Source organism: Ralstonia sp. GX3-BWBA, assembly GCF_003290055.1.
Lineage (GTDB): Bacteria > Pseudomonadota > Gammaproteobacteria > Burkholderiales > Burkholderiaceae > Ralstonia > Ralstonia holmesii.
In genome coordinates this window covers 84,384-103,474 of the sequence record NZ_QMKS01000002.1, presented here as the reverse complement: position 1 = coordinate 103,474, position 19,091 = coordinate 84,384, and the positions used below count along the sequence as shown (strand labels likewise).

The 19,091-nt window shown below is 64.5% G+C and carries 19 protein-coding genes; 17 read left to right on the top strand and 2 right to left on the bottom strand.

All coding sequences use genetic code 11. The features are described 5' to 3' along the window. Positions 1 to 7 precede the first annotated feature (7 nt). From DOD19_RS01225 to DOD19_RS01180, 10 genes are all read left to right on the top strand, one after another. Positions 8 to 682, top strand: a complete 675-nt coding sequence (locus DOD19_RS01225; RefSeq protein WP_024979126.1) for a hypothetical protein — start codon at positions 8 to 10, stop codon at positions 680 to 682. A gap of 66 nt (positions 683 to 748) precedes the next feature. After that, positions 749 to 1,273 (top strand): TlpA disulfide reductase family protein, encoded by a 525-nt coding sequence (locus DOD19_RS01220; protein WP_112183636.1) that lies wholly within the window; start codon positions 749 to 751, stop codon positions 1,271 to 1,273. 183 nt (positions 1,274 to 1,456) lie between these two features. Beyond that, entirely contained in the window at positions 1,457 to 1,924 is a 468-nt protein-coding gene (gene aroQ, locus DOD19_RS01215) for a type II 3-dehydroquinate dehydratase (RefSeq protein WP_112183634.1), read from the top strand. Positions 1,925 to 2,066: 142 nt separating this feature from the next. After that, positions 2,067 to 2,531 (top strand): acetyl-CoA carboxylase biotin carboxyl carrier protein, encoded by a 465-nt coding sequence (gene accB / locus DOD19_RS01210; protein WP_024979129.1) that lies wholly within the window; start codon positions 2,067 to 2,069, stop codon positions 2,529 to 2,531. 136 nt (positions 2,532 to 2,667) lie between these two features. Continuing rightward, complete coding sequence (accC, locus tag DOD19_RS01205; protein ID WP_024979130.1) at positions 2,668 to 4,035, top strand: acetyl-CoA carboxylase biotin carboxylase subunit; 1,368 nt, start codon at positions 2,668 to 2,670, stop codon at positions 4,033 to 4,035. Then, entirely contained in the window at positions 4,032 to 4,928 is an 897-nt protein-coding gene (prmA, locus tag DOD19_RS01200) for a 50S ribosomal protein L11 methyltransferase (RefSeq protein ID WP_024979131.1), read from the top strand. Before accC ends, prmA begins: the two co-directional genes overlap by 4 nt. Before the next feature lie 96 nt (positions 4,929 to 5,024). Continuing rightward, positions 5,025 to 6,482, top strand: a complete 1,458-nt coding sequence (locus DOD19_RS01195; protein WP_112183632.1) for a DUF3426 domain-containing protein — start codon at positions 5,025 to 5,027, stop codon at positions 6,480 to 6,482. A 121-nt stretch (positions 6,483 to 6,603) separates the two neighbouring features. Further along, positions 6,604 to 7,104 carry a thiol peroxidase gene (tpx, locus tag DOD19_RS01190; protein WP_024979133.1) on the top strand — a complete coding sequence of 167 codons (501 nt, stop codon included), beginning with the start codon at positions 6,604 to 6,606 and terminating at the stop codon, positions 7,102 to 7,104. A 92-nt stretch (positions 7,105 to 7,196) separates the two neighbouring features. Further along, positions 7,197 to 8,132, top strand: a complete 936-nt coding sequence (locus DOD19_RS01185; RefSeq protein WP_024979134.1) for a carbohydrate kinase family protein — start codon at positions 7,197 to 7,199, stop codon at positions 8,130 to 8,132. A gap of 9 nt (positions 8,133 to 8,141) precedes the next feature. Beyond that, positions 8,142 to 8,609, top strand: a complete 468-nt coding sequence (locus DOD19_RS01180; protein ID WP_009241557.1) for a membrane protein — start codon at positions 8,142 to 8,144, stop codon at positions 8,607 to 8,609. Positions 8,610 to 8,862: 253 nt separating this feature from the next. Here DOD19_RS01180 and DOD19_RS01175 read toward each other — a convergent pair whose 3' ends face one another. Next, positions 8,863 to 9,438 (bottom strand): histone H1-like DNA-binding protein, encoded by a 576-nt coding sequence (locus tag DOD19_RS01175; RefSeq protein WP_004632965.1) that lies wholly within the window; start codon positions 9,436 to 9,438, stop codon positions 8,863 to 8,865. Between the two features lie 992 nt (positions 9,439 to 10,430). Here DOD19_RS01175 and DOD19_RS01160 point away from each other — a divergent pair. The 7 genes from DOD19_RS01160 (at position 10,431) to DOD19_RS01130 (ending at position 17,992) form a co-directional block, all read left to right on the top strand. After that, entirely contained in the window at positions 10,431 to 10,619 is a 189-nt protein-coding gene (locus DOD19_RS01160; RefSeq protein WP_112183628.1) for a hypothetical protein, read from the top strand. Between the two features lie 561 nt (positions 10,620 to 11,180). Then, a complete protein-coding gene (locus DOD19_RS01155) occupies positions 11,181 to 11,978 on the top strand; it encodes a collagen-like triple helix repeat-containing protein (RefSeq protein ID WP_112183626.1) in 798 nt (265 codons plus the stop codon). A 132-nt stretch (positions 11,979 to 12,110) separates the two neighbouring features. Continuing rightward, the gene (locus tag DOD19_RS01150; protein ID WP_112183624.1) at positions 12,111 to 13,223 is read left to right on the top strand and encodes a collagen-like triple helix repeat-containing protein; all 1,113 of its coding nucleotides are present in this window, start codon (positions 12,111 to 12,113) and stop codon (positions 13,221 to 13,223) included. A gap of 65 nt (positions 13,224 to 13,288) precedes the next feature. Beyond that, a complete protein-coding gene (locus DOD19_RS01145; RefSeq protein WP_024979138.1) occupies positions 13,289 to 13,744 on the top strand; it encodes a DUF2147 domain-containing protein in 456 nt (151 codons plus the stop codon). Between the two features lie 205 nt (positions 13,745 to 13,949). Next, complete coding sequence (locus DOD19_RS01140; protein ID WP_112183622.1) at positions 13,950 to 15,497, top strand: methyl-accepting chemotaxis protein; 1,548 nt, start codon at positions 13,950 to 13,952, stop codon at positions 15,495 to 15,497. 118 nt (positions 15,498 to 15,615) lie between these two features. Continuing rightward, positions 15,616 to 16,959: a peroxidase gene (locus DOD19_RS01135; protein WP_112183620.1), complete on the top strand. Its 1,344-nt coding sequence runs from the start codon at positions 15,616 to 15,618 to the stop codon at positions 16,957 to 16,959. 121 nt (positions 16,960 to 17,080) lie between these two features. After that, positions 17,081 to 17,992, top strand: coding sequence for a DMT family transporter (locus DOD19_RS01130; protein ID WP_112183703.1), 912 nt, complete (start codon positions 17,081 to 17,083; stop codon positions 17,990 to 17,992). A 6-nt stretch (positions 17,993 to 17,998) separates the two neighbouring features. On the opposite strand, the gene DOD19_RS01125 is transcribed toward DOD19_RS01130, so the two are convergent. Continuing rightward, positions 17,999 to 19,081, bottom strand: a complete 1,083-nt coding sequence (locus tag DOD19_RS01125) for a M14 family metallopeptidase (RefSeq protein WP_204360014.1) — start codon at positions 19,079 to 19,081, stop codon at positions 17,999 to 18,001. Between the last annotated feature and the right edge of the window lie 10 nt (positions 19,082 to 19,091).

Here is a 19,091-nt window from a genome sequence, read left to right as displayed (position 1 = left end):
TAGAGCCATGTCCAAACGCCCCACCCTCGACCCCGCCCGCGTGCGGGAGGAAATTGCCATCACCGCCGCTCGCATGATCGCGGAAGACGGCGCCGACTACGCCACCGCCAAGCGCAAGGCTGCGCGCCAAGTGCTCGGTACGGAATCCCGCGCGCCCGGCGAATGGCTGCCGGACAATGAACAGGTCGAAACGGAAGTCCGCGAATACCAGGCGCTGTTCCAGGCCGAATCCCAGCCGCGCGTGCTGGCGTTGCTGCGCCGCATCGCACTGCTGCTGATGGAAGGGCTGGCAGTCCATCACCCGTACTTGGCGGGCGCGGTCTTCAACGGCACCGCCAGCGAGCACTCCGACATCCACCTGCAGGTCTTCTGCGACAGCCCGAAGGATGTGGCGATCTTCCTGCTCAACGCCGGCGTGGATTTCGACACAACAGAGAGCGCTCACTTCGCCGGCCGCGACGAAGTGGAAACGCTCAGCTTCCTATGGCGCGGCCAGTGGCCCGCGGGGGCCGAATCCCGGGAGCTTGCGCGCGAGCTGCGCGCTGAAACAGGCACGCCTGTCGGCGTCCACATCGCCTTATACGACATGAACGATGTGCGCGGCGCGCGGCGCGCAGACGCCACCGGCAAGACCCAACGTGGCGACGCGGCGGCGGTGCGTGCCCTACTGTCGCAGGGGTGACCGGCCGACAGGAGTACAATCCCGCACGCTCCGCCTCTGTCTATATATAGAGACCTCCGCAAAACCATGTCCCGCCGTACCACTCTGATTGCCCTGTTGATCGCTGGCCTGCTTGCCGCGGCGGCGGGCGTCTATTTCGGACATCGCGCCACCGAGCCCAAAACGCCGGCTGACAATGCCGTCACCGCGTTCTACGGCAGCAAGCTTCCAGACGCCAATGGCGCGCCCCTGGATCTGGCAGCTTTTCGTGGCCAGCCGGTGGTGATCAATTTCTGGGCACCGTGGTGCGGTCCTTGCGTGGACGAAATGCCAGAGCTGTCCGCGCTGGCGCAGGAGCAGAAGGCCAAGGCAAAGTTTGTCGGCATCGGCATTGACTCGGCATCCAATATCCAGACGTTCTTGAGCAAGGTACACGTCACATACCCGATCGCGGTGGCGGGCTTTGGCGGGACAGAACTGGGCCGTCAGTTCGGTAACGAAGTCGGCGGCCTTCCGTTCACTGTGATTCTCAATGCACAAGGCGAAATCACGTTCCGAAAGATGGGCCGCGTGCATCCGGACGAACTGCGCGAGGCTTTGCAGCGCACTTGAATGTACAAAAACGTCATATGACGTTCATGTGCACGCAACTCCCCTTCTTCTGCGGCCAAAGCGTAGGCAGCGCCCTCAAGATCGGTGAAAACACCGATTTCTCAAGACTTTTTTGACAAAAACTAGACAAAGCATTCTAAGTTGCTGTAAATTGCGCCCAACTTCGCTCAACCGGTCAAAACCGTGGCTGATAAACCCATCGCCAAAGCGCTTCGCAACGTGCTCGTACTGCACGGCCCGAACCTCAATTTACTGGGGACGCGCGAGCCGGAAGTCTATGGTGCAACCACCCTTGCCGACATCGACGCCGCCTTGGTCGAACGTGCCACGGCGCGCGGCGTGACGCTGGCGCACTTCCAGTCGAACCATGAAGGTGCGCTGGTTGACCGCATCCATGCCGCCAAGCGCGAAGGCATTGAATTCATCATCATCAATCCGGCCGCCTACACGCACACGAGCGTGGCCCTGCGCGACGCGCTGGCCGGCGTGGTGATCCCGTATATCGAAGTACATCTGTCCAACGTGCATCGTCGTGAGCCGTTCCGCCATCATTCGTATCTGGCAGACCAGGCGGTGGGCGTGATTTGCGGACTGGGCTGGCGCGGCTATCTGGCGGCGCTGGACTTCGCAATTGACCAACACGGCGGCTGATCAGCCGTCTTCTTCCTTTTATTTCAACTACTTAACCAACGCAACGACGCCAGCGCCTGGAGCGCCTTTGACCGATGCGCGGCTGAAGAGCCATTCGCGCGCATCCACTGCCCCAGACCGCCGACGCTGCAGGAGAACGTTCATGGATTTGCGCAAGCTGAAAACGCTGATCGACCTGGTAGCCGAATCGGGCATTTCGGAACTCGAAGTGACCGAAGGCGAAGGCAAGGTCCGCATCGTCAAGTCGGCGCCACAAGTGATGGCGCCGATGCAATATGCGCCGATGCCCATGCAGGCTGCACCGGCCGTCGGCGCACCCGCCGCCGCTCCGGCTGCCGTCGGCGCCGAAGCTGCTGCCCCGGCCCTGCCGGCTGGCCACATCGTGACGTCGCCAATGGTCGGTACGTTCTATCGCTCGCCCTCGCCGGGCGCGGCCGAGTTCGTCAAGGTGGGCGACACCGTCAAGGAAGGCCAGACGATCTGCATCATCGAAGCGATGAAACTGCTCAACGAAATCGAAGCGGACAAGGCCGGCGTCATCAAGGAGATCCTGATCGACAACGGCCAGGCTGTGGAATACGGCCAACCGCTGTTCGTGATCGGCTGATCTTCCGGCATCTCACCGACTCTCATCGTGCGGCGCGCAGCGTGCCGCATCCGAGCGCGAGCCGGCGCACCCGGGCTGCCACTGTGCGCGGCCCAGCCACAGCGCCCTCGCCTCTCCTTTTTGTAGCGAGAACACGATGTTCGACAAGATCCTGATCGCGAATCGCGGCGAGATCGCTCTTCGCATCCAGCGCGCCTGCCGCGAACTCGGCATCAAGACCGTGGTGGTCTATTCCGAGGCGGACAAGGAAGCCAAATACGTCAAGCTGGCCGACGAAGCGGTGTGTATCGGCCCGGCACCGTCGCCGCTGTCGTACCTGAACATGCCGGCCATCATCTCGGCCGCCGAAGTCACCGATGCCCAGGCCATCCACCCTGGCTACGGCTTCCTGTCGGAAAACGCCGACTTTGCCGAGCGCGTGGAGCAATCCGGCTTCACCTTCATCGGCCCGACGCCCGAATCGATCCGCTTGATGGGTGACAAGGTGTCGGCCAAGCAGGCAATGATCAAATCCGGCGTGCCGTGCGTGCCGGGCTCGGAAGGTGCCCTGTCGGAAGACCCGAAGGAAATTCTGGCAACGGCCAAGAAGGTCGGCTATCCGGTGATCATCAAGGCGGCTGGCGGCGGCGGTGGCCGCGGCATGCGCGTGGTTCACACCGAGGCTGCGCTGATCAACGCCGTCAACATGACGCGCGAGGAAGCTGGCCGTGCCTTCGGCAATCCGGAAGTCTATATGGAGAAGTTCCTGGAGCATCCGCGCCACGTGGAGATCCAGATCCTGGCCGACCAGCACCGCAACGCCGTCTGGCTGGGCGAGCGTGATTGCTCCATGCAGCGCCGCCACCAGAAGGTGATCGAAGAAGCGCCGGCACCGCACATTCCGCGCCGCCTGATCGAGCGCATTGGTGACCGCTGCGCCGAGGCCTGCAAGAAGATCGGCTACCGTGGCGCCGGCACGTTCGAATTCCTGTACGAAAATGGCGAGTTCTACTTCATCGAAATGAACACGCGCGTGCAGGTCGAACATCCGGTCACGGAAATGATCACGGGCGTCGACATCGTGCAGGAGCAGATCCGTGTGGCGGCCGGCGAAAAGCTGCGCTTCCGCCAGAAGGACATCGTGCTCAAGGGCCACGCCATCGAGTGCCGCATCAACGCGGAAGATCCGTTCAAGTTCACGCCGTCGCCGGGTCGCATCACGTCGTGGCACGTGCCGGGTGGTCCGGGCGTCCGCGTGGACTCGCATGCTTACAACGGCTACTTCGTGCCCCCCAACTACGACTCGATGATCGGCAAGGTCATCACGTACGGCGCCACGCGCGAGCAGGCCATCGCCCGCATGCGTATCGCCCTGTCGGAAATGGTGGTGGAAGGTATCCAGACCAACGTGCCGCTGCACCGCGAACTGATGCTCGATGCCAACTTCGTTGAAGGCGGCACCGACATCCACTACCTGGAGCACCGTCTGGCGCAACAGGAAGTGGCCAAGGGTGGCGGCAAGTGACGTACCGCGAATGCGTGCTCGAAGTGGCGCGTGACGACGCCGAAGCGTTGTCCGAAGCCCTGTTTGATCTCGGCGCACTGTCGGTCTCGGTGGAAGACGCCGATGCCGACACGCCCGAAGAGCAGCCGCTCTTTGGCGAGCCCGGCCACGAGCCGACACGCCTGGCGTGGAACCGCTCGCGCGTGGTTGCACTGCTCGCCGACGACGCCGATCCGGCACTGCTGGTGGCAGCCGCTGCCAACGAGATCAACCTGACGCCGCTGCCCGCGTACACCGTACGCGAAGTCGAAGAGCAGGACTGGGTTCGCGTCACGCAGTCGCAGTTCGAGCCCATTCATATTGGCGAGCACATCTGGGTCGTGCCGTCTTGGCACGACGCGCCAGAGCCCGATGCCGTGGTGCTGGAACTGGACCCGGGCCTCGCGTTCGGCACAGGCAGCCACCCGACCACGCGCCTGTGCATGGAATGGCTGGAGCAGCACGTGCAGCCTGGCGAACGCACGCTCGACTACGGCTGCGGCTCGGGCATCCTGGCCATCGTCGCCAAGAAGCTGGGCGCCGGTGAAACCGTCGGTGTCGACATCGATCCGAACGCGGTGGAAGCCTCGCGCTACAACGCCGAGCGCAACCACGTCGAAGCCACCTTCGCTCTGCCCGACGACGCACCGGAAGGTACGTTCGATCTGGTCGTCGCCAACATCCTGTCGAACCCGCTCAAGCTGATGGCAGCCATGTTGTGCGCGCGCGTGCGCCCGGGCGGCCGACTGATTCTCTCGGGCGTGCTCGAGCGCCAGGCCGAAGAAGTGGCCGCCGCGTATGCCTCGGTCATTCCACTCACCGTGTGGCGTGCACGTGACGGCTGGGTCTGCCTGCACGGTGTGAAGCCCGCGTAATTTCAAGGTATTGCGCGCCAGTGTCGCCTGCAAAGGTCGACGCTGGCGCCGCTGTCTGCAATACTCGCGCGGTCGGCATTTTTCTCCTCGTCCCGCATGGCAACTGCGCCACAAGCTGCGCCACGTTTGGCCGCCCGCTGTCCCAACTGCCAAACCGCATTTCGCGTTGTCGCCGATCAGCTTCGGCTGCGCGGCGGGCTCGTCCGTTGCGGCCGCTGCAATCACGTCTTCGATGGCCGCGATCACCTGATCGAGCTTGGCGCCGTGCTCACGCCTGCGGCGCCGACCGCCGAAGCACCGCAGTCACAGCAATCGCCGGAACACGCCGCGCGCATAGCGCCGCTCTCAACGCCCGCCACCCCTGAACCGGAAACGCCCGCGGCGCCGCCTGCAGCAGAGGACGATCACGGCTTCGGCATGACGCTGATCTGGGAAGAAGACGTTCCAGAAGAAGGCATCGCCGAAGTGCATCTGGGGGAAGTTGAAGGCGCAACACCCGCGCCCGACGTGCAATCGACTGCGCCGGACACGCGCCCGCTACCGGACGAGGCGCCAATCGAGCACGCTGCCGAGCCTGCCGCCGAGCCCGCACAGCAGGCACCGCAACCCGAACCGCCCGCCGCAACCGCCGCTCCCGCCGCTCCCGCCGATCCGTTCCACGGCCTGCCGCCGATCCGCGACCTCGACGACGAGGAAGACGCGTTCGCCGCCGCCGTGCCCAAGCAGCCGTCGGCAGACCTGCCGGTAGAGCCGGCCATCGCGCCCCTGGCACCTCCGGCAGCGGCACCGTCCACGCCGGCAGCCGTCGCATCCCCGAAGCCCGAGGCGGAGAAGCACGATTCGGTCTGGATGCGCCACGAAACCGATCCGCACACGCTTTTTGCGCCGGTGCCGCGCCGCCATGGTCAAGCACGTCGCACGCAAGCCGAGCCGACCGGTCCGGCACCGCAGCGCACGCTGACCGGTGCTCCACGTCCGCGCAAGGCGCGTGGGCCGAATCATGGTGTCTCTGCCGCGACGCTGGATTTTCTGCGTGCCGCGCAGGCCCGCGAGCAGGCACGCAAAACCACCGGACGCCGTGCCCTCGCGCGCATCGCGATCGGCTTGCTGACGGTGCTGGCGGTGGCGCAGATGCTCTTCCTGGCGCGCGCGGAGATCGCGCGCCGCGTGCCCTCCACACGCCCGATGTTGGAAGCCCTGTGCCAGCCACTGCGCTGCACGATCGCGCCGCCGCGTGATCTCGATGCATTGCAGATCGAATCCTCGCAACTGCAGCGGCAAGAAGGCGATGCATCCGACCAGTACGTACTGACGGCCACGTTGCGCAACCGCGCCGGCGGCCCCATCGCCCTGCCGGCCATCGAGCTGGTAACAACGGACCTGCAAGACCAACTGCTCTCGCGCCGCGCGCTGCTGCCCACCGACTACCTGAACCCGACCGACAGTGCATACAGCAAGTCAGGGCTGCCCGCCCGCGCCGAATTACCGATTCGGGTACGATTCCAATCCCAGCGCCCGACGGCCAACTACCGGGTCCTGATTTTTTACCCCTGAATCTTCACCCCTGGCTTAGAGCCGCTAACAAGACCCTGCCGGCCCGGCGTGCCGACGCAGAGGCCAGAAGGGTCCTGTTAGCGGCTTTTCCCCAACATGTATCAAAGGAAGGAGTAACACCATGGCAAACGTGACCCTTGGCGGCAACCCGATCGAAGTCGGCGGCCAATTCCCGACCGCAGGCTCGAAGGCTCCGGCATTCACGCTGGTCGGCGCAGACCTGAAAGACGTCTCGCTCGCTGACTTTGCCGGCAAGCGCAAGGTCTTGAACATCGTGCCGAGCCTGGACACCCCGGTGTGCGCCACCTCCACGCGCAAGTTCAACGAAGCCGCTGCCAAGCTGGATAACACCGTCGTGCTCTCCATCTCTGCTGACCTGCCGTTCGCGGCCGGCCGCTTCTGCACCACCGAAGGCATCGCCAATGTGAAGCCGCTGTCGACCTTCCGCGACAAGGGTTTCAAGCAAGCCTACGGCGTCGACATCACGTCGGGCCCGCTGGCTGGCGTGACTGCGCGTGCCGTGGTTGTGCTCGACGCCAACGACAACGTCCTGTACTCGCAACTCGTGCCCGAAATCAAGGACGAGCCGAACTACGACGCTGCCCTGGCTGCGCTGAAGTAAGCTGAACTGATTGCATGGAGACCGGCTTCCGGTCTCTCGTTCATCACACGGCCGTCCACTGGGCGGCCGTGTCATATCTGGAGTGCTTCAATATGGCCAGCGTGATCTGCGGCTCGGTTGCCTACGACACCATCATGACGTTCGACGGACACTTCCGCGAACACATCCTGCCCGACAAGATTCACATCCTGAACGTTTCCTTTCTGGTGCCGACCATGCGCCGGGAGTTCGGTGGCTGCGCAGGCAACATCGCCTTCACGCTGAAGATGCTCGGCGGCGACCCCATCATCATGGGCACGGTCGGCCAGGATGCAGGCCCGTATCTGGACTATCTGCAGAAGCTCGGTATCTCGACAGCGCATGTCACGGAGGTTCCGGACACGTTCACCGCGCAAGCGATGATCACGACCGACCGAGACAACAACCAGATCACCGCGTTTCACCCAGGCGCGATGAGCCATTCGAGCATCAATTCGGTCAAGAATGCGCTGCCAGCCAGGCTCGGCCTCGTTGGCCCCGACAGCCGCGAAGGCATGCTCCACCACGCGACGCAATTTGCCGAATCCGGCGTGCCGTTCATCTTTGATCTGGGCCAGGCAATGCCGCTGTTTGACGGCGCTGACCTCCGCCACTTCGTTGAACTCGCCAGCTACGTGGTGGTCAATGACTACGAAGCGCAGGTCATGCTGTCACGCACGGGCTACAGTGCGGCAGAACTTGCGCAGCGCGTCGAGGCTTACATCGTCACGCGCGGGGAAGAAGGGGCGGAGATTTACGCCGGCGGCAAGCAGTACACTATTCCGGCCGTGCCGGCCGAACGTGTGGTCGACCCGACCGGTTGCGGCGACGCATTCCGCGGCGGCCTGCTCTACGGCATCGAGAACGGCCTGGATTGGGACACCACCGGCCGCCTCGCCAGCCTGATGGGCTCACTCAAGATCGCTTGCCAAGGCCCGCAAAATCACGGCCTGCCCGTCGACGAAATTGCGCGGCGCTTTGAATCCGCTTTCGGGTACCGGTATCAATAAGGAATCAACATGAAACCCATCTATCGCATCGGCGCCGCGACTCTGCTGGTCGCCGCCCTTGGCCTGCAAGGCTGCGCCATGGGCACCAACTCCAACAGCGCTTACACCTCGGGTCAGGCGCAGCGCGAGCAGACCGTGCGCTTCGGTACGGTAGATTCCGTGCGCAATGTCGTGATCGACCGTGAACAGACCGGCGTTGGCACCATTGCCGGCGGCGCGATCGGCGGCATCGGTTCGGCAGCAGCCATCGGGCGCGGCAACGGCTCGGTGGCGGCGGGTGTGCTCGGTGCGATTCTCGGTGGCGTTGCAGGCAGCGCGCTCGAGGGTCAGATGAACAAGCGTCCGGGCCTGGAAATCACGGTCAAGCTCGACAACGGCGAGTACCGCGCGATCACGCAAGACGCCGACGAGGCCTTCCGCCCTGGGGAGCGCGTGCGTCTGCTCTCATCGGGTGGCGTGACGCGCGTCACGCACTGATCGACAACGCTCGGCTGATAGGCCGAGGGCTTTATCGGAAACACCGCATCGGCATCGCGCCGGTGCGGTGTTTTTTTGCCTGCGAGAAACGTATGCGCGATGCTCGGGGCAAGAAAAAGCCCGCCGAGGCGTGAGCCGATCGGCGGGCGGTGCAAGACACTGAGGTCTTGCGGACCGGATACGCAGTATCCGATCAGGTGGGCGCGACTTGCGCGCCGCTGTGGTCCCGGAGGATCACCGTCGTAAGAATGACTTACGGACGGTTGCCGGTCGGGAACGGCCATGCCGCAGCCGGATTCAGCGCGGTCTTGGCAGCGGGTGCAGCAGGTGCAGCGGCCGGAGCAGCAGCGGGCTTGGCGACAGCCTTCTTCGCGGGGGCCTTCTTCGCAGCAGGCTTGGCAGCAGCCTTCTTCGCAGCCGGGGCCTTCTTGGCGGCAGCCTTCTTCGCAGCAGGCTTAGCAGCAGCCTTCTTCGCAGCCGGAGCCTTCTTGGCTGCAACCTTCTTCACTGCAGCTTTCTTGGCCGGAGCCTTCTTGGCTGCAACCTTCTTCACTGCAGCTTTCTTGGCCGGGGCCTTTTTGGCTGCAACCTTCTTCACTGCAGCTTTCTTGGCCGGAGCCTTCTTGGCTGCAACCTTTTTCACTGCGGCCTTCTTGGCGGGTGCCTTCTTGGCAGCGACCTTCTTAGCTGCAACCTTCTTGGCCGGGGCCTTCTTTGCGGCCGGAGCAGCCTTCTTTGCAGCAGCCTTCTTGGCGGCCGGAGCCTTCTTCGCAGCGGCCTTCTTGGCCGGGGCCTTGGCGGCCGGTTTCTTCTTAGCAGCAGTTGCCATGGGAAACTCCTTCAAGATTGGGTATCGAACTATCGAGATTGAGCAACCCGACCGGCCCGATCCCACGATGCATTGGCATCGCCAGACCAACCGAGCGAGCGATTCATCGGCGCACCACCAAACGGCAGTCGCACGCTAATGAATTCGGTAGGAAGATCTGCGACTTGCGCGGCGGAAACACGCAGCAAGTTACACGCCTCGATTGCGCACACAGGCGTAACCGCAGTCGGCCAGACATATTGCATCCGGCGAGTCTTCATCAATTGAGAGGACCGGGGCATCGTGGCCACACCGGTCGAAATCTGATCTTGCGCGAATCGCTGCGTGGACCGCAAAGCCGCGTGCAGCGTGACTTTGCACACAGCGAAAAACTGGAGAGCGCGCGTTTTCTTTTGGGGGTAGTACGCCCATCCCAACGGGGGGATCGCAGAGACGGCACCGAGTTCGAACAGCCCTGTCGGCGTGGCGTGCATCAAAGTGGTTACGCTCCTCGACTACCTTTCACTTGCCGCTTGGAACTTCATCGTCGTTGATCGCGCGAAGCTTCCTTGCATCGAAGTCAACGTCTTGTCAAGGCGAATCATAATTCGTTTGCGCGGTGATGTTAAGAGATTTATGCAAAAAGCGCGGTGAGTTTTGGTGAAGGATTGCGCTGCGTCTGTGCGTCGCTGCGATTCGATTCGCGCATGCACGCAGATCGACCTCGCGAAGGCGCATTTTCTTGCGTCGTGACATCACGTTACGGCGTTGCTCGACGTTGACACATGCGCCCCGCAAACCCAGTGGTCATGCCGGTTTACAGCAACACGCGATGTTGTGCGCGTGTGCATCGTGAACACACGCACGCGCCTCGCGCGCATTCGGCATCGTCGTGCGTACCGACGTGCGAGCTGCGCGATGCGTATCGAAAAAACCGATGCGTAGATGCGACAACGCGTGCGAATTTTTCGCGCTCAACACGTCGATACACACGCAATCGATGCAGTCGACACATGCGCATCGACGTGTTCAACGTGTCGACGACACTGCTGACACGCATCTCGAACACCGTCGATGCGCGCCGCGCGAAGTCGATGCGATTGCGATGGTCAACAGCGTGCATGCAGGTACCGCAAGTCGCGTGCCGCGCATCCGATGCGCGAGGTGTTGGCGATAGGGTCGACACATCGATGCGTGCGTGAGCGCGAATCGCATCGACGCATGCGATGTTGGTGCCAATGCATGCGACACCCGCGCCCAAGCGTGACGACGCCGAACTGCTGGCGAGCGCGACCGCGCGATCGCGACATGCGCTGCGCAAAACCAATCGTCGATTGCGGGAAAACCCTGCTCAGCAACCGCTGAAAAGTTCACGCAACTGCGTTTGAAACGAGGCTGTTTTACGACGATAGAAGGATTGTTCTACGGCGATCCACAGGCGATTTTTGCTGCGGATTTTCTACCCGAAGATTGGCTTCCGGTGTCGTTTCATTCGAAATCAAGTGCGTGAATTGCTGCAACCGCATATCTGGGTGTCAGGTTGACGCTGATTGTCATGCCATTCGGTTTCACTTCACGATCCGCTCACCACATCAGCACGGCATCGATCGGGCGGTGTGGCACGGGCCTCGCGCGTGGCACGTGACAAGACAGGGAGGTCGTCGCCAACGCCACAGCCTGACGAAGACAAACCCGACGAGCAAAGAGCGCAAGACAGAAGGGGTCCAACACAAGCGTTCTGTTCTGAGTAGTGGAGGCACAAGATGCGCGATCAAGCGTTCTTGTCGAAATCGAATCCGCCGAAGCGCGGAGTGTTCCTGCAGTGCGTGCTGGCGACGGCATCGCTCGTCGTGTTGGCCGGCTGCGCGAATTCGGGCAGCGGCGACATGGGTACGTCGCTGGGCGGCGGCAGCGATTCGCAATCCAAGCCGGCGATCGCAGCATCAAGCTCGCCCACGTGGTCGAACGACAACGGCAGCAATGCAACGGGTAGCACCGGATCGACCGGCAGCACGCCCATCGCGACGCTGACCGGCCCCGTCGAGCAGGTGACGACCGCCACCATCACCGCCATCGTGCCGCTCACCAGCACGCTGACTTCGACCACACAAACGCTGGGCGCCGCCACCGGTCTTGGAGCGCCGGTGAGCAACGTGCTGGCGACGCTCGGCAGTGCGCTAGGCAGCGAGGGCAGCACGATCACGACGGCCGGCAAGGGGGATGCGCTGGTGTCGACGTTGGGCAACACGGTCGGTGCGCTCGGTTCGCTCACCACCGGGTTGTCGACGATGGTTTCGCCGGCGACGCCATCTGCCGCGGGTGGTGCGCCGGGTAGTGCGCTAACCGGTGCACTCGGTGGTGCTCTGGCGCCGGTCACGACGGCAGTCGGTTCGCTGACGGCGGGCTTGCCTGGTGTCAGTGCGCTTGGTTCGGTCGGCGCCGTCAGCAGTGGTGGTACGGCCGCGACCGGTCCGCTGGGCGGATTGGGCAGCGTTGGTACAACGGTGGGCGGGTTGGTTGGCGGTGCGCTGTCGGGTGTGACATCCGGCGTGCATCACTAGCCACTGCTCTGTAGAACTTTCTTTGCATTCGACAGCAAACGCAGGCGGATGCTACCCGCTGGACGCCAGATGCGCGTTCTTCTGACCCGGCGGTGACACGCGGTACGGGCCGCGCTTACAAGGAGACTCACCATGAAGATTCAGAACCCGCTCCACACTTCTTCTTCCGCTTCGTTGTCCGCCGTTTCGGCGTCGCGCACCCTACTGGCAGCAGCTGCCGTAGCCGTGCTGACACTGGCCGGTTGCGCTTCGGGCGGCAACCCGAACGGTGATACGACGCCCTCATCGTCGGCCAACAACAATCCGGGCGCTGTGCCGGTCGGCAACGTGGCCAGCAGCGGCGGCAACGTGGTCACGCAGACGGGCAAGACCGTCAGCGACCTTGGCACGACGATCGGCACGGCGTCGGTGCCCGTCATCGGCGGCACGGCAGCGCAGAAGGATCTTGGCGCGACGGTCACCTCCACTGGCAATACGGTCCAGACGTTGGGTGCGGGCATCAGCAACGGGCTCGGCAAGATCGGCTCGACGCCCGACCCGGTCGGCACCACGGTGCAGAGCTCGGGTGACGTGATCCGCTCCGCCGGGGTGACGGCAGGCAACGCAGGGCAGACCATCTCGGATCTAGGTGCCGCTGGCAGCCCGCTGGCGCCGCTGAATCCGGTGACTTCGCCGGTGGGCAGCGGTGTGTCGGCGCTCGGGCAAGTGCTGCAAGGTGCGGGCGGCTTGGCCACCATCGCCACGTCGAGCGGCCCGGTCCAGCAGGTCACGCAGCAGACCAGCAACGCGATCGTGCCGCTGTCGTCGCAGGTGGTGAAGGGCACGCAGACGGTCGGCAGCACGACCATGCTCGGTGGCCCGCTGGCCGGTGCACTCAACACGGTCGGCGGCGGCCTGCAGAGCGGGGGGGCGCAAGTCGGCGCGGCCGGCGGCAACCCGCTCACGGCAGACGTTGGCGGTGTGGTCGGCGCCGTCGGCGGCACGGTAGCCAGCGCCGGTGGCCTGGTCAACGGCAGCAGCAGCGGTTCGACGAATCCTCTGGCGCCGATCACGGGCGCGCTCGGTGGCGGCCTCGGCGGTGGCAGCAATCCGCTGGCGCCGGTAACAAGCGCACTGAGCGGCGCAGCCGGCAGCAGCAACCCGCTCGCCCCAATCACGAATGCGCTGGGTGGCGTCACGAACGCCGCCGGCACCTCCGGCAGCAATCCGCTGTCACCCCTGACCGGTGCGTTGAGCGCGCATTGATCCCTGCGCCGACATCATCGATCAGCCCTCACCGATTTTTTGACTGACAACAAGGAGACTCCACAATGAAACATACCCCCCACTCTCTCGCGCGCCTGGCTGGCGCATTGGCCCTCGCACTGGCAGCCGGCAGCGCTTTCGCGCAAGTCAGCCCCGCCGGCACCTGGAAGACCATCGACGACAACACAGGCAAACAGAAAGGCGAGGTGACGATCGTCGATAACGGCGGCACGTTCTCGGGCAAGGTCAGCAAGATCCTGGTACCCGGCGACGAGAACAAGACCTGCACCAAGTGCACGGACGACCGCAAGGACCAGCCGATCAAGGGCCTGACGATCCTCACGGGTCTGAAGGCGGACGGCAACAACAACTGGGATGGCGGTCAGATCCTGGACCCGGAAAACGGCAAGGTCTACAGCGCCAAGATGTCGCTGTCGGAAGACGGTCAGAAACTGAATGTGCGCGGCTTCCTGGGCATCAGCCTGCTGGGCCGTACGCAAACGTGGATTCGCGAGCAATGATCGCCCACTGATAGCGAAACCTCCCAACGCGCGGCGGTGCCCCTCCTTGTGGATGGGCACCGTCTCTTCGGGCGCCGGTGCAAGCCGGCGCCTTCTTTTTGCGGAAATCCGCACACTGCGCGCACGGTATCTCCACTAAAGAAGACAACTCGATCGCCGTTACACCGTTGCGGAGTCGTCAAACAATAAGTGGAGAAAACGCGACATGCGACAGTGGACACTCAAAGCAAAGCTGCGCCTCGCGCTGGCCCTGATGTGGCTGGGGCTGATCGGCGTTGGCATCTGGAGCGCGATGGAGACCCGCGCGACCATGCTCGACGAACGTAAGGTCGGGCTGCAGAACCTGGTGGACGCCGCCGAAGGCGTCGCCAAGCTGTATCACGGCCGCGCACAATCGGGTGCCATGAGCGAGGCCGATGCCAAGAAAGCCGCGTTGTCGACGCTCGCCTCGATGCGCTTCGGCTCCACCGGCTACCTGTTCGTGGTCGATTCGCAGTTCATCCTGCTGATGCACCCGACGCTGGCCGACATGGTCGGCAAGAGCACCGCAGGCTTCAAGGACCCGACCGGCAAACCGGTCTACCCGACCATCGTCAACGCCGCCAAAGACAAGGGCTTCGGCTTTGCCGAATACCAGGGCCGCTTGCCCGGCAGCGAGACCGCATTGCCGAAGATCGGCTATGTGAAGCACTTCGCGCCGTGGGACTGGAACATTTCTAGCGCCGTCTTTCTGCAGGAAGTGGATGCGGCGTATCGCCACTCGCTCATCGCCAACCTGCTCGTCATTCTGCTGGTGGGCGGCGCGGTGTCGCTGGCCATGTCGCTCATCATCCGCAACGTGCAGCGCGGGCTGGGCGGTGAGCCCAGCTACGCCACTGAGGTCGCACGCCGCATTGCCGGCGGCGACCTGGCCGTGCACGTGCAAACCCACACCGGCGACCGCGACAGCATGCTGGTCGCCATGGCGCAGATGCAGCAGCAACTGACCGGCACCATCAGCCATATCAAGACGTCGGCGGACTCGATCGCGAGTGCCACCAAGCAGATCGCAGCTGGCAATGCCGATCTGTCGCAACGCACGGAAGAGCAGGCTTCGTCGCTGGAGGAAACCGCGTCGAGCATGGAAGAACTGACGAGCATCGTGCGTCAGAACGCTGACAACGCGCGCCAGGCGAGCACGTTGGCCGTCAACGCATCGGACATCGCGACCAAGGGCGGCGAGGTGGTCGGCCGCGTGATCGACACCATGGCGGGCATCAACGAAAGCAGCAAGAAGATTGCCGACATCATCGGCGTAATCGAAGGCATCGCGTTCCAGACGAATATCCTGGCGCTCAATGCCGCGGTCGAGGCCGCGCGTGCCGGCGAACAGGGCCGCGGCTTTGCCGTGGTGGCCGGAGAGGTGCGCAACCTGGCGCAGCGCTCGGCTGGGGCGGCCAAGGAGATCAAGGAACTCATCGGCGATTCGGTCGGCCGCGTAGAAAACGGCACCGCGCTGGTGGCCGAAGCGGGCAGCGTGATCGACGAGGTGGTGATCGCGGTCAAGCGCGTGACCGACATCATGGGCGAGATCAGTTCGGCCTCCGAAGAACAAAGCTCCGGCATCGAGCAGGTAAACCAGGCCGTGAACCAGATGGATGAGGTGACGCAGCAGAACGCCGCGCTGGTCGAGCAGGCTGCGGCCGCTGCGCTGTCGCTGGAAGAACAGGCGCAGGTGCTGCGGGACGCGGTGGCGTCGTTCCGCACCGCCTGATCGCCGAGACTTCACGCCCGATTCCCCAACGAGGGGAGGGGCGCCGCTCCGTTCTCTGGTGTGTCGCATGGTGCTATGCTGCGCGCCAGAGAATCGATAAAACCATGTTGGAATAGCCATGCCCGAGCGCAACCGGCCGCCATTCAGTGGCCCTTTTAGCGCGATTGCCGGGTCGACCACCAGCGCCTATGCCGCAGCAGGAGACACTGCCGGCGACGCCCATGAGCCGATGTCCGGCGGCCGCTCCAGTGCCGTGCGTGATGTCGCTGCACAGGATCTGGCCAGCGACACCGCGCTGTGGCGCTTTGCGCTGGCCGCAGAGCACGGCGGCCGCGCGCCCCACCCTGATGCCGCCTTGCGCGACGATCTTTCCGTCCTGCGCATCCTGCGCCACGCTGATGGCCTGCGCCTGCTCCGGCAAGGATTGCGCAGTGCGTTCCCGGGTTCAGCCCTGCGCTTGACCACCTTCTGGCCCGAAGAACAGCCGCACGCCTACCCGGCGCGCGCGGAAGCCCGCCCAGCGGAATTCGGCGATCTGCTCGTGCTGCTGCGCCTGCGCGGCGCGGTGCCGACGCTCGATTGCCGTGCGCTGTTTCTTACCAGCCGCCGCATCGATCAGCCCGACGATGCGCTCGACAAGCACCACGCGCTACCGCAGATCAACCTGTACGAAGGTTGGCCCGACTTCAACGTCTATGCGCGTTCGCCGATCAAGTCGCGCAACGCAACCTTTCTGGGCAAGTTTGCCCTGTCGGCCGAGCTGGACCCGCTGCGCCGCGTTGGCCGCGACCAGCGCCAGTGGCGCTACCTGACGCCCTGCACTGGCCTGCAGCAGTACGCGCAATGGCCTGGCGCACGGCCGGCTTCGCCGCTGCAATGGCGCTGGCCGTCGGGCGCGCAAGCCGCTGGCGCACGGCCCAGTTCCGGTTCGTTTACCGGGCTGCTGCGACAGCTCGCACGCCCGGAAGGCCCCGGCGAGGATTGCTCCGCGGGCACTGATGTGCCGACCTGGGGCCGCCTCATCAACAGACTGCTCGATCACAGTTGGGAAGTCGCCCCGAGCCACGCGCTCAAGAGCGGCAATATCAGCTCGCTGGCGTTCTGGACGCGACTGCGCGGCTTCCTGACGGCGGAGTACCTGCTGGGCTCGCATTCGTTGCAGAAGGGTTTTGGCGCGTCGTTGCAGTTCGAGATGGCCAACGGCCTGCAGGACATCGCCCGCGACGACTGGACGGCCACCACCGGCTTCGACCCGGAAGACCTCGACGTGCCCGGCGTGCGCGGCACGCTGCAGCGCATTGCGGCGTCCAGACTGGCCGTCTTCGGCATGAGCGCCGAAGACCCCGCACCGCTCGCAGCGCCGCGCCCGCAGCGCGGCGTGACCCCGCGCCCCGATGGCGAACGCGAAGGCCTGCGCGTGTTGCTGATCGACGTGATCCGCCCCAGCGCAGCCGCCCTGTAGGCACGCCAATTCGATAAAAAGCGACGCCCGCGCCGCAGAGAACGCAACGATTTCTCGGTGGTGCGCGGCTATGCTGTGGCGTTGCGCTGCTGCGCTTCCTGCCGCCCCTCCGCTGTCGCCCATGCCTTCCGCTGCTCCCGCCTCCGCCACTTCCACGACAACAGCCTCCCCCTGGATGCCCATCCTTGCGCTGATGGGTTCGATGGCCTCTGTGTGCCTCGGTAACTCATTTGCCAAGACGCTGTTTCCGGTACTGGGCGCTGCGGGCACGGTCACGTACCGCGTGACGATTGGCGCGGTGATCCTGCTGGCGTTCTGGCGGCCGTGGCGCCTGCACTTGAGCCGCGCAGATGCCGGCCGCATTGCCCTGTACGGCATCACGCTAGCGAGCATGAACCTGCTGTTCTACCTGTCGCTGCAGCGGTTGCCGATCGGCATTGCGATCGCCATCGAATTCACGGGGCCGCTGGTGCTGGCCGTGCTGCTGTCGCGCCGCGCTCTGGATTTCGTGTGGATCGGGCTGGCGGTGGTCGGCTTGCTCATGCTGACGGTGGCCGACAAGTCGGTCGGCCAGGTTGACCACCTGGGCGCGATGTATGCGCTGGCCGCCGGCGTGTGCTGGGCGCTCTACATCCTGACCGGCAAGAACCTCGGCGGCCTGCATGCGGGCCAGGCTACGTCGATCGGCATGCTGGTCGGTGCGCTGTTTGCGATTCCGTTTGGGGTGGCGCAGGCAGGGTCGGCACTGCTTGCGCCCTCGCTCATTCTGGCTGGACTGGGCATCGGGCTGCTGTCCAGCGCGATCCCGTATTCGCTGGAGATGGTGGCGCTCAAGCACCTGCCGGGCAAGACGTTTTCCGTGTTGCTGAGCCTGGAGCCCGCCATCGGCGCGCTGGCGGGGGCAATCGTGCTGCACGAGCAGCTGACCGGGCGCCAATGGGTGGCAATTCTGGCCATCATCGCTGCGTCAGCGGGGTGTGCGCTGACGGTGCGGGCACCTAAGCCTTCCCCTGATCCTGCCGGCGCCGCCTGACGTCGTTTAGCCGGAAAACCGCGCCAGCGCTTGCAGAACAGCCATGCGCGTCTGCGCGTAGACCATCCCCTTCCATTCCGGCGCGTCGCAATAAAACGCATCACGCAGCGCCTGGCGAATGCCGGTGCGCTGCGCGGCGCCCTGCTCCGGATGGCGATGCAGCCAATGATCGGCACGCAGCGCCTGCAGCACCGCCAGCGGTGCGAGCGTGCCGAACTCCAGCGTCACGCAGGTCTTCTCGATGCGGGGCAGCAGTTCGTATGCGATGCCGACCAGATCGCCCTTGACGACCGATGAGACCGAACCCGCTGCCGCAATCGGTCGAACATCGGCGCCCCAGGTGCGCATGGCGCGCTCCAGTTCCGCAGCGTCGGGGCTGTTGAAGATCTTCTCACCGTGGCCGTAGTGGCCGAGCCCGGTATGCAGGTCGATCCACACCAGGCGCGACATGCCGGCCGCATGCCGCGACACGATCCCGCGCATCTGCAGCGTGCTCCAGCACGGCGCGCTGCCGCCGTAGAACATGCCGTCCGGCACGCGGTATTGGCCGCTCGTTGCGGCGTCTTGCAGGGCCTTCTCGCCGCGCGTCACCATGTAGTGCTGCAGCGCTGCCTGATCCGCCTGGCTGGGCGGCCACGTGCGCGGCAGCAAAAGTGGATCGACTTCGAGATAGGCCGGGTTGGCAGAAGCGGCTTCGGCAAAGTCGACGCTGTTGCGGTTCAGGTCAACGTTGTCTTCATTCACGCGCCGCAAGTGTGCAAACCCGTACGGATTGACCGCGTGCACCAGCAGCAGCGCTACGTTGGCTGCCGCCAGCCGCGCGAATAGTTCTTCGTCTTGCAGCAGGCCGGTCTGGCAGCCGGAGCCGCAGAACCCCTCCACACCATGGACGCCGGAGGTGACGATCAGCAGCGTTTGCGCCTGTGCCGGCGCAAGCAGCGCGGTGTCGATGGAGAGCTGCTCGCCGGACGGCCCCGCCACATCCGGATGCAGATGACGCTCGATGCGGAGCCCGCGCGTCTGCGCGGCGGCGAGGAACTTGCCGCGCGCTTCATCGTAGGTCTGCGAGAAGAAAGCTTCGACCGTCATGGCGGGAATC

What these genes read in the sequence shown, in the direction of transcription:
- DOD19_RS01225 (WP_024979126.1), top strand. Translation starts at nt 8, where the DNA reads ATGTCCAAACGCCCCACCCTCGACCCCGCCCGCGTGCGGGAGGAAATT.
- DOD19_RS01220 (WP_112183636.1), top strand. Translation starts at nt 749, where the DNA reads ATGTCCCGCCGTACCACTCTGATTGCCCTGTTGATCGCTGGCCTGCTT.
- accB (WP_024979129.1), top strand. Translation starts at nt 2,067, where the DNA reads ATGGATTTGCGCAAGCTGAAAACGCTGATCGACCTGGTAGCCGAATCG.
- accC (WP_024979130.1), top strand. Translation starts at nt 2,668, where the DNA reads ATGTTCGACAAGATCCTGATCGCGAATCGCGGCGAGATCGCTCTTCGC.
- DOD19_RS01195 (WP_112183632.1), top strand. Translation starts at nt 5,025, where the DNA reads ATGGCAACTGCGCCACAAGCTGCGCCACGTTTGGCCGCCCGCTGTCCC.
- tpx (WP_024979133.1), top strand. Translation starts at nt 6,604, where the DNA reads ATGGCAAACGTGACCCTTGGCGGCAACCCGATCGAAGTCGGCGGCCAA.
- DOD19_RS01185 (WP_024979134.1), top strand. Translation starts at nt 7,197, where the DNA reads ATGGCCAGCGTGATCTGCGGCTCGGTTGCCTACGACACCATCATGACG.
- DOD19_RS01180 (WP_009241557.1), top strand. Translation starts at nt 8,142, where the DNA reads ATGAAACCCATCTATCGCATCGGCGCCGCGACTCTGCTGGTCGCCGCC.
- DOD19_RS01175 (WP_004632965.1), bottom strand. Translation starts at nt 9,438, where the DNA reads ATGGCAACTGCTGCTAAGAAGAAACCGGCCGCCAAGGCCCCGGCCAAG.
- DOD19_RS01160 (WP_112183628.1), top strand. Translation starts at nt 10,431, where the DNA reads ATGCGCATCGACGTGTTCAACGTGTCGACGACACTGCTGACACGCATC.
- DOD19_RS01155 (WP_112183626.1), top strand. Translation starts at nt 11,181, where the DNA reads ATGCGCGATCAAGCGTTCTTGTCGAAATCGAATCCGCCGAAGCGCGGA.
- DOD19_RS01150 (WP_112183624.1), top strand. Translation starts at nt 12,111, where the DNA reads ATGAAGATTCAGAACCCGCTCCACACTTCTTCTTCCGCTTCGTTGTCC.
- DOD19_RS01145 (WP_024979138.1), top strand. Translation starts at nt 13,289, where the DNA reads ATGAAACATACCCCCCACTCTCTCGCGCGCCTGGCTGGCGCATTGGCC.
- DOD19_RS01140 (WP_112183622.1), top strand. Translation starts at nt 13,950, where the DNA reads ATGCGACAGTGGACACTCAAAGCAAAGCTGCGCCTCGCGCTGGCCCTG.
- DOD19_RS01135 (WP_112183620.1), top strand. Translation starts at nt 15,616, where the DNA reads ATGCCCGAGCGCAACCGGCCGCCATTCAGTGGCCCTTTTAGCGCGATT.
- DOD19_RS01130 (WP_112183703.1), top strand. Translation starts at nt 17,081, where the DNA reads ATGCCTTCCGCTGCTCCCGCCTCCGCCACTTCCACGACAACAGCCTCC.
- DOD19_RS01125 (WP_204360014.1), bottom strand. Translation starts at nt 19,081, where the DNA reads ATGACGGTCGAAGCTTTCTTCTCGCAGACCTACGATGAAGCGCGCGGC.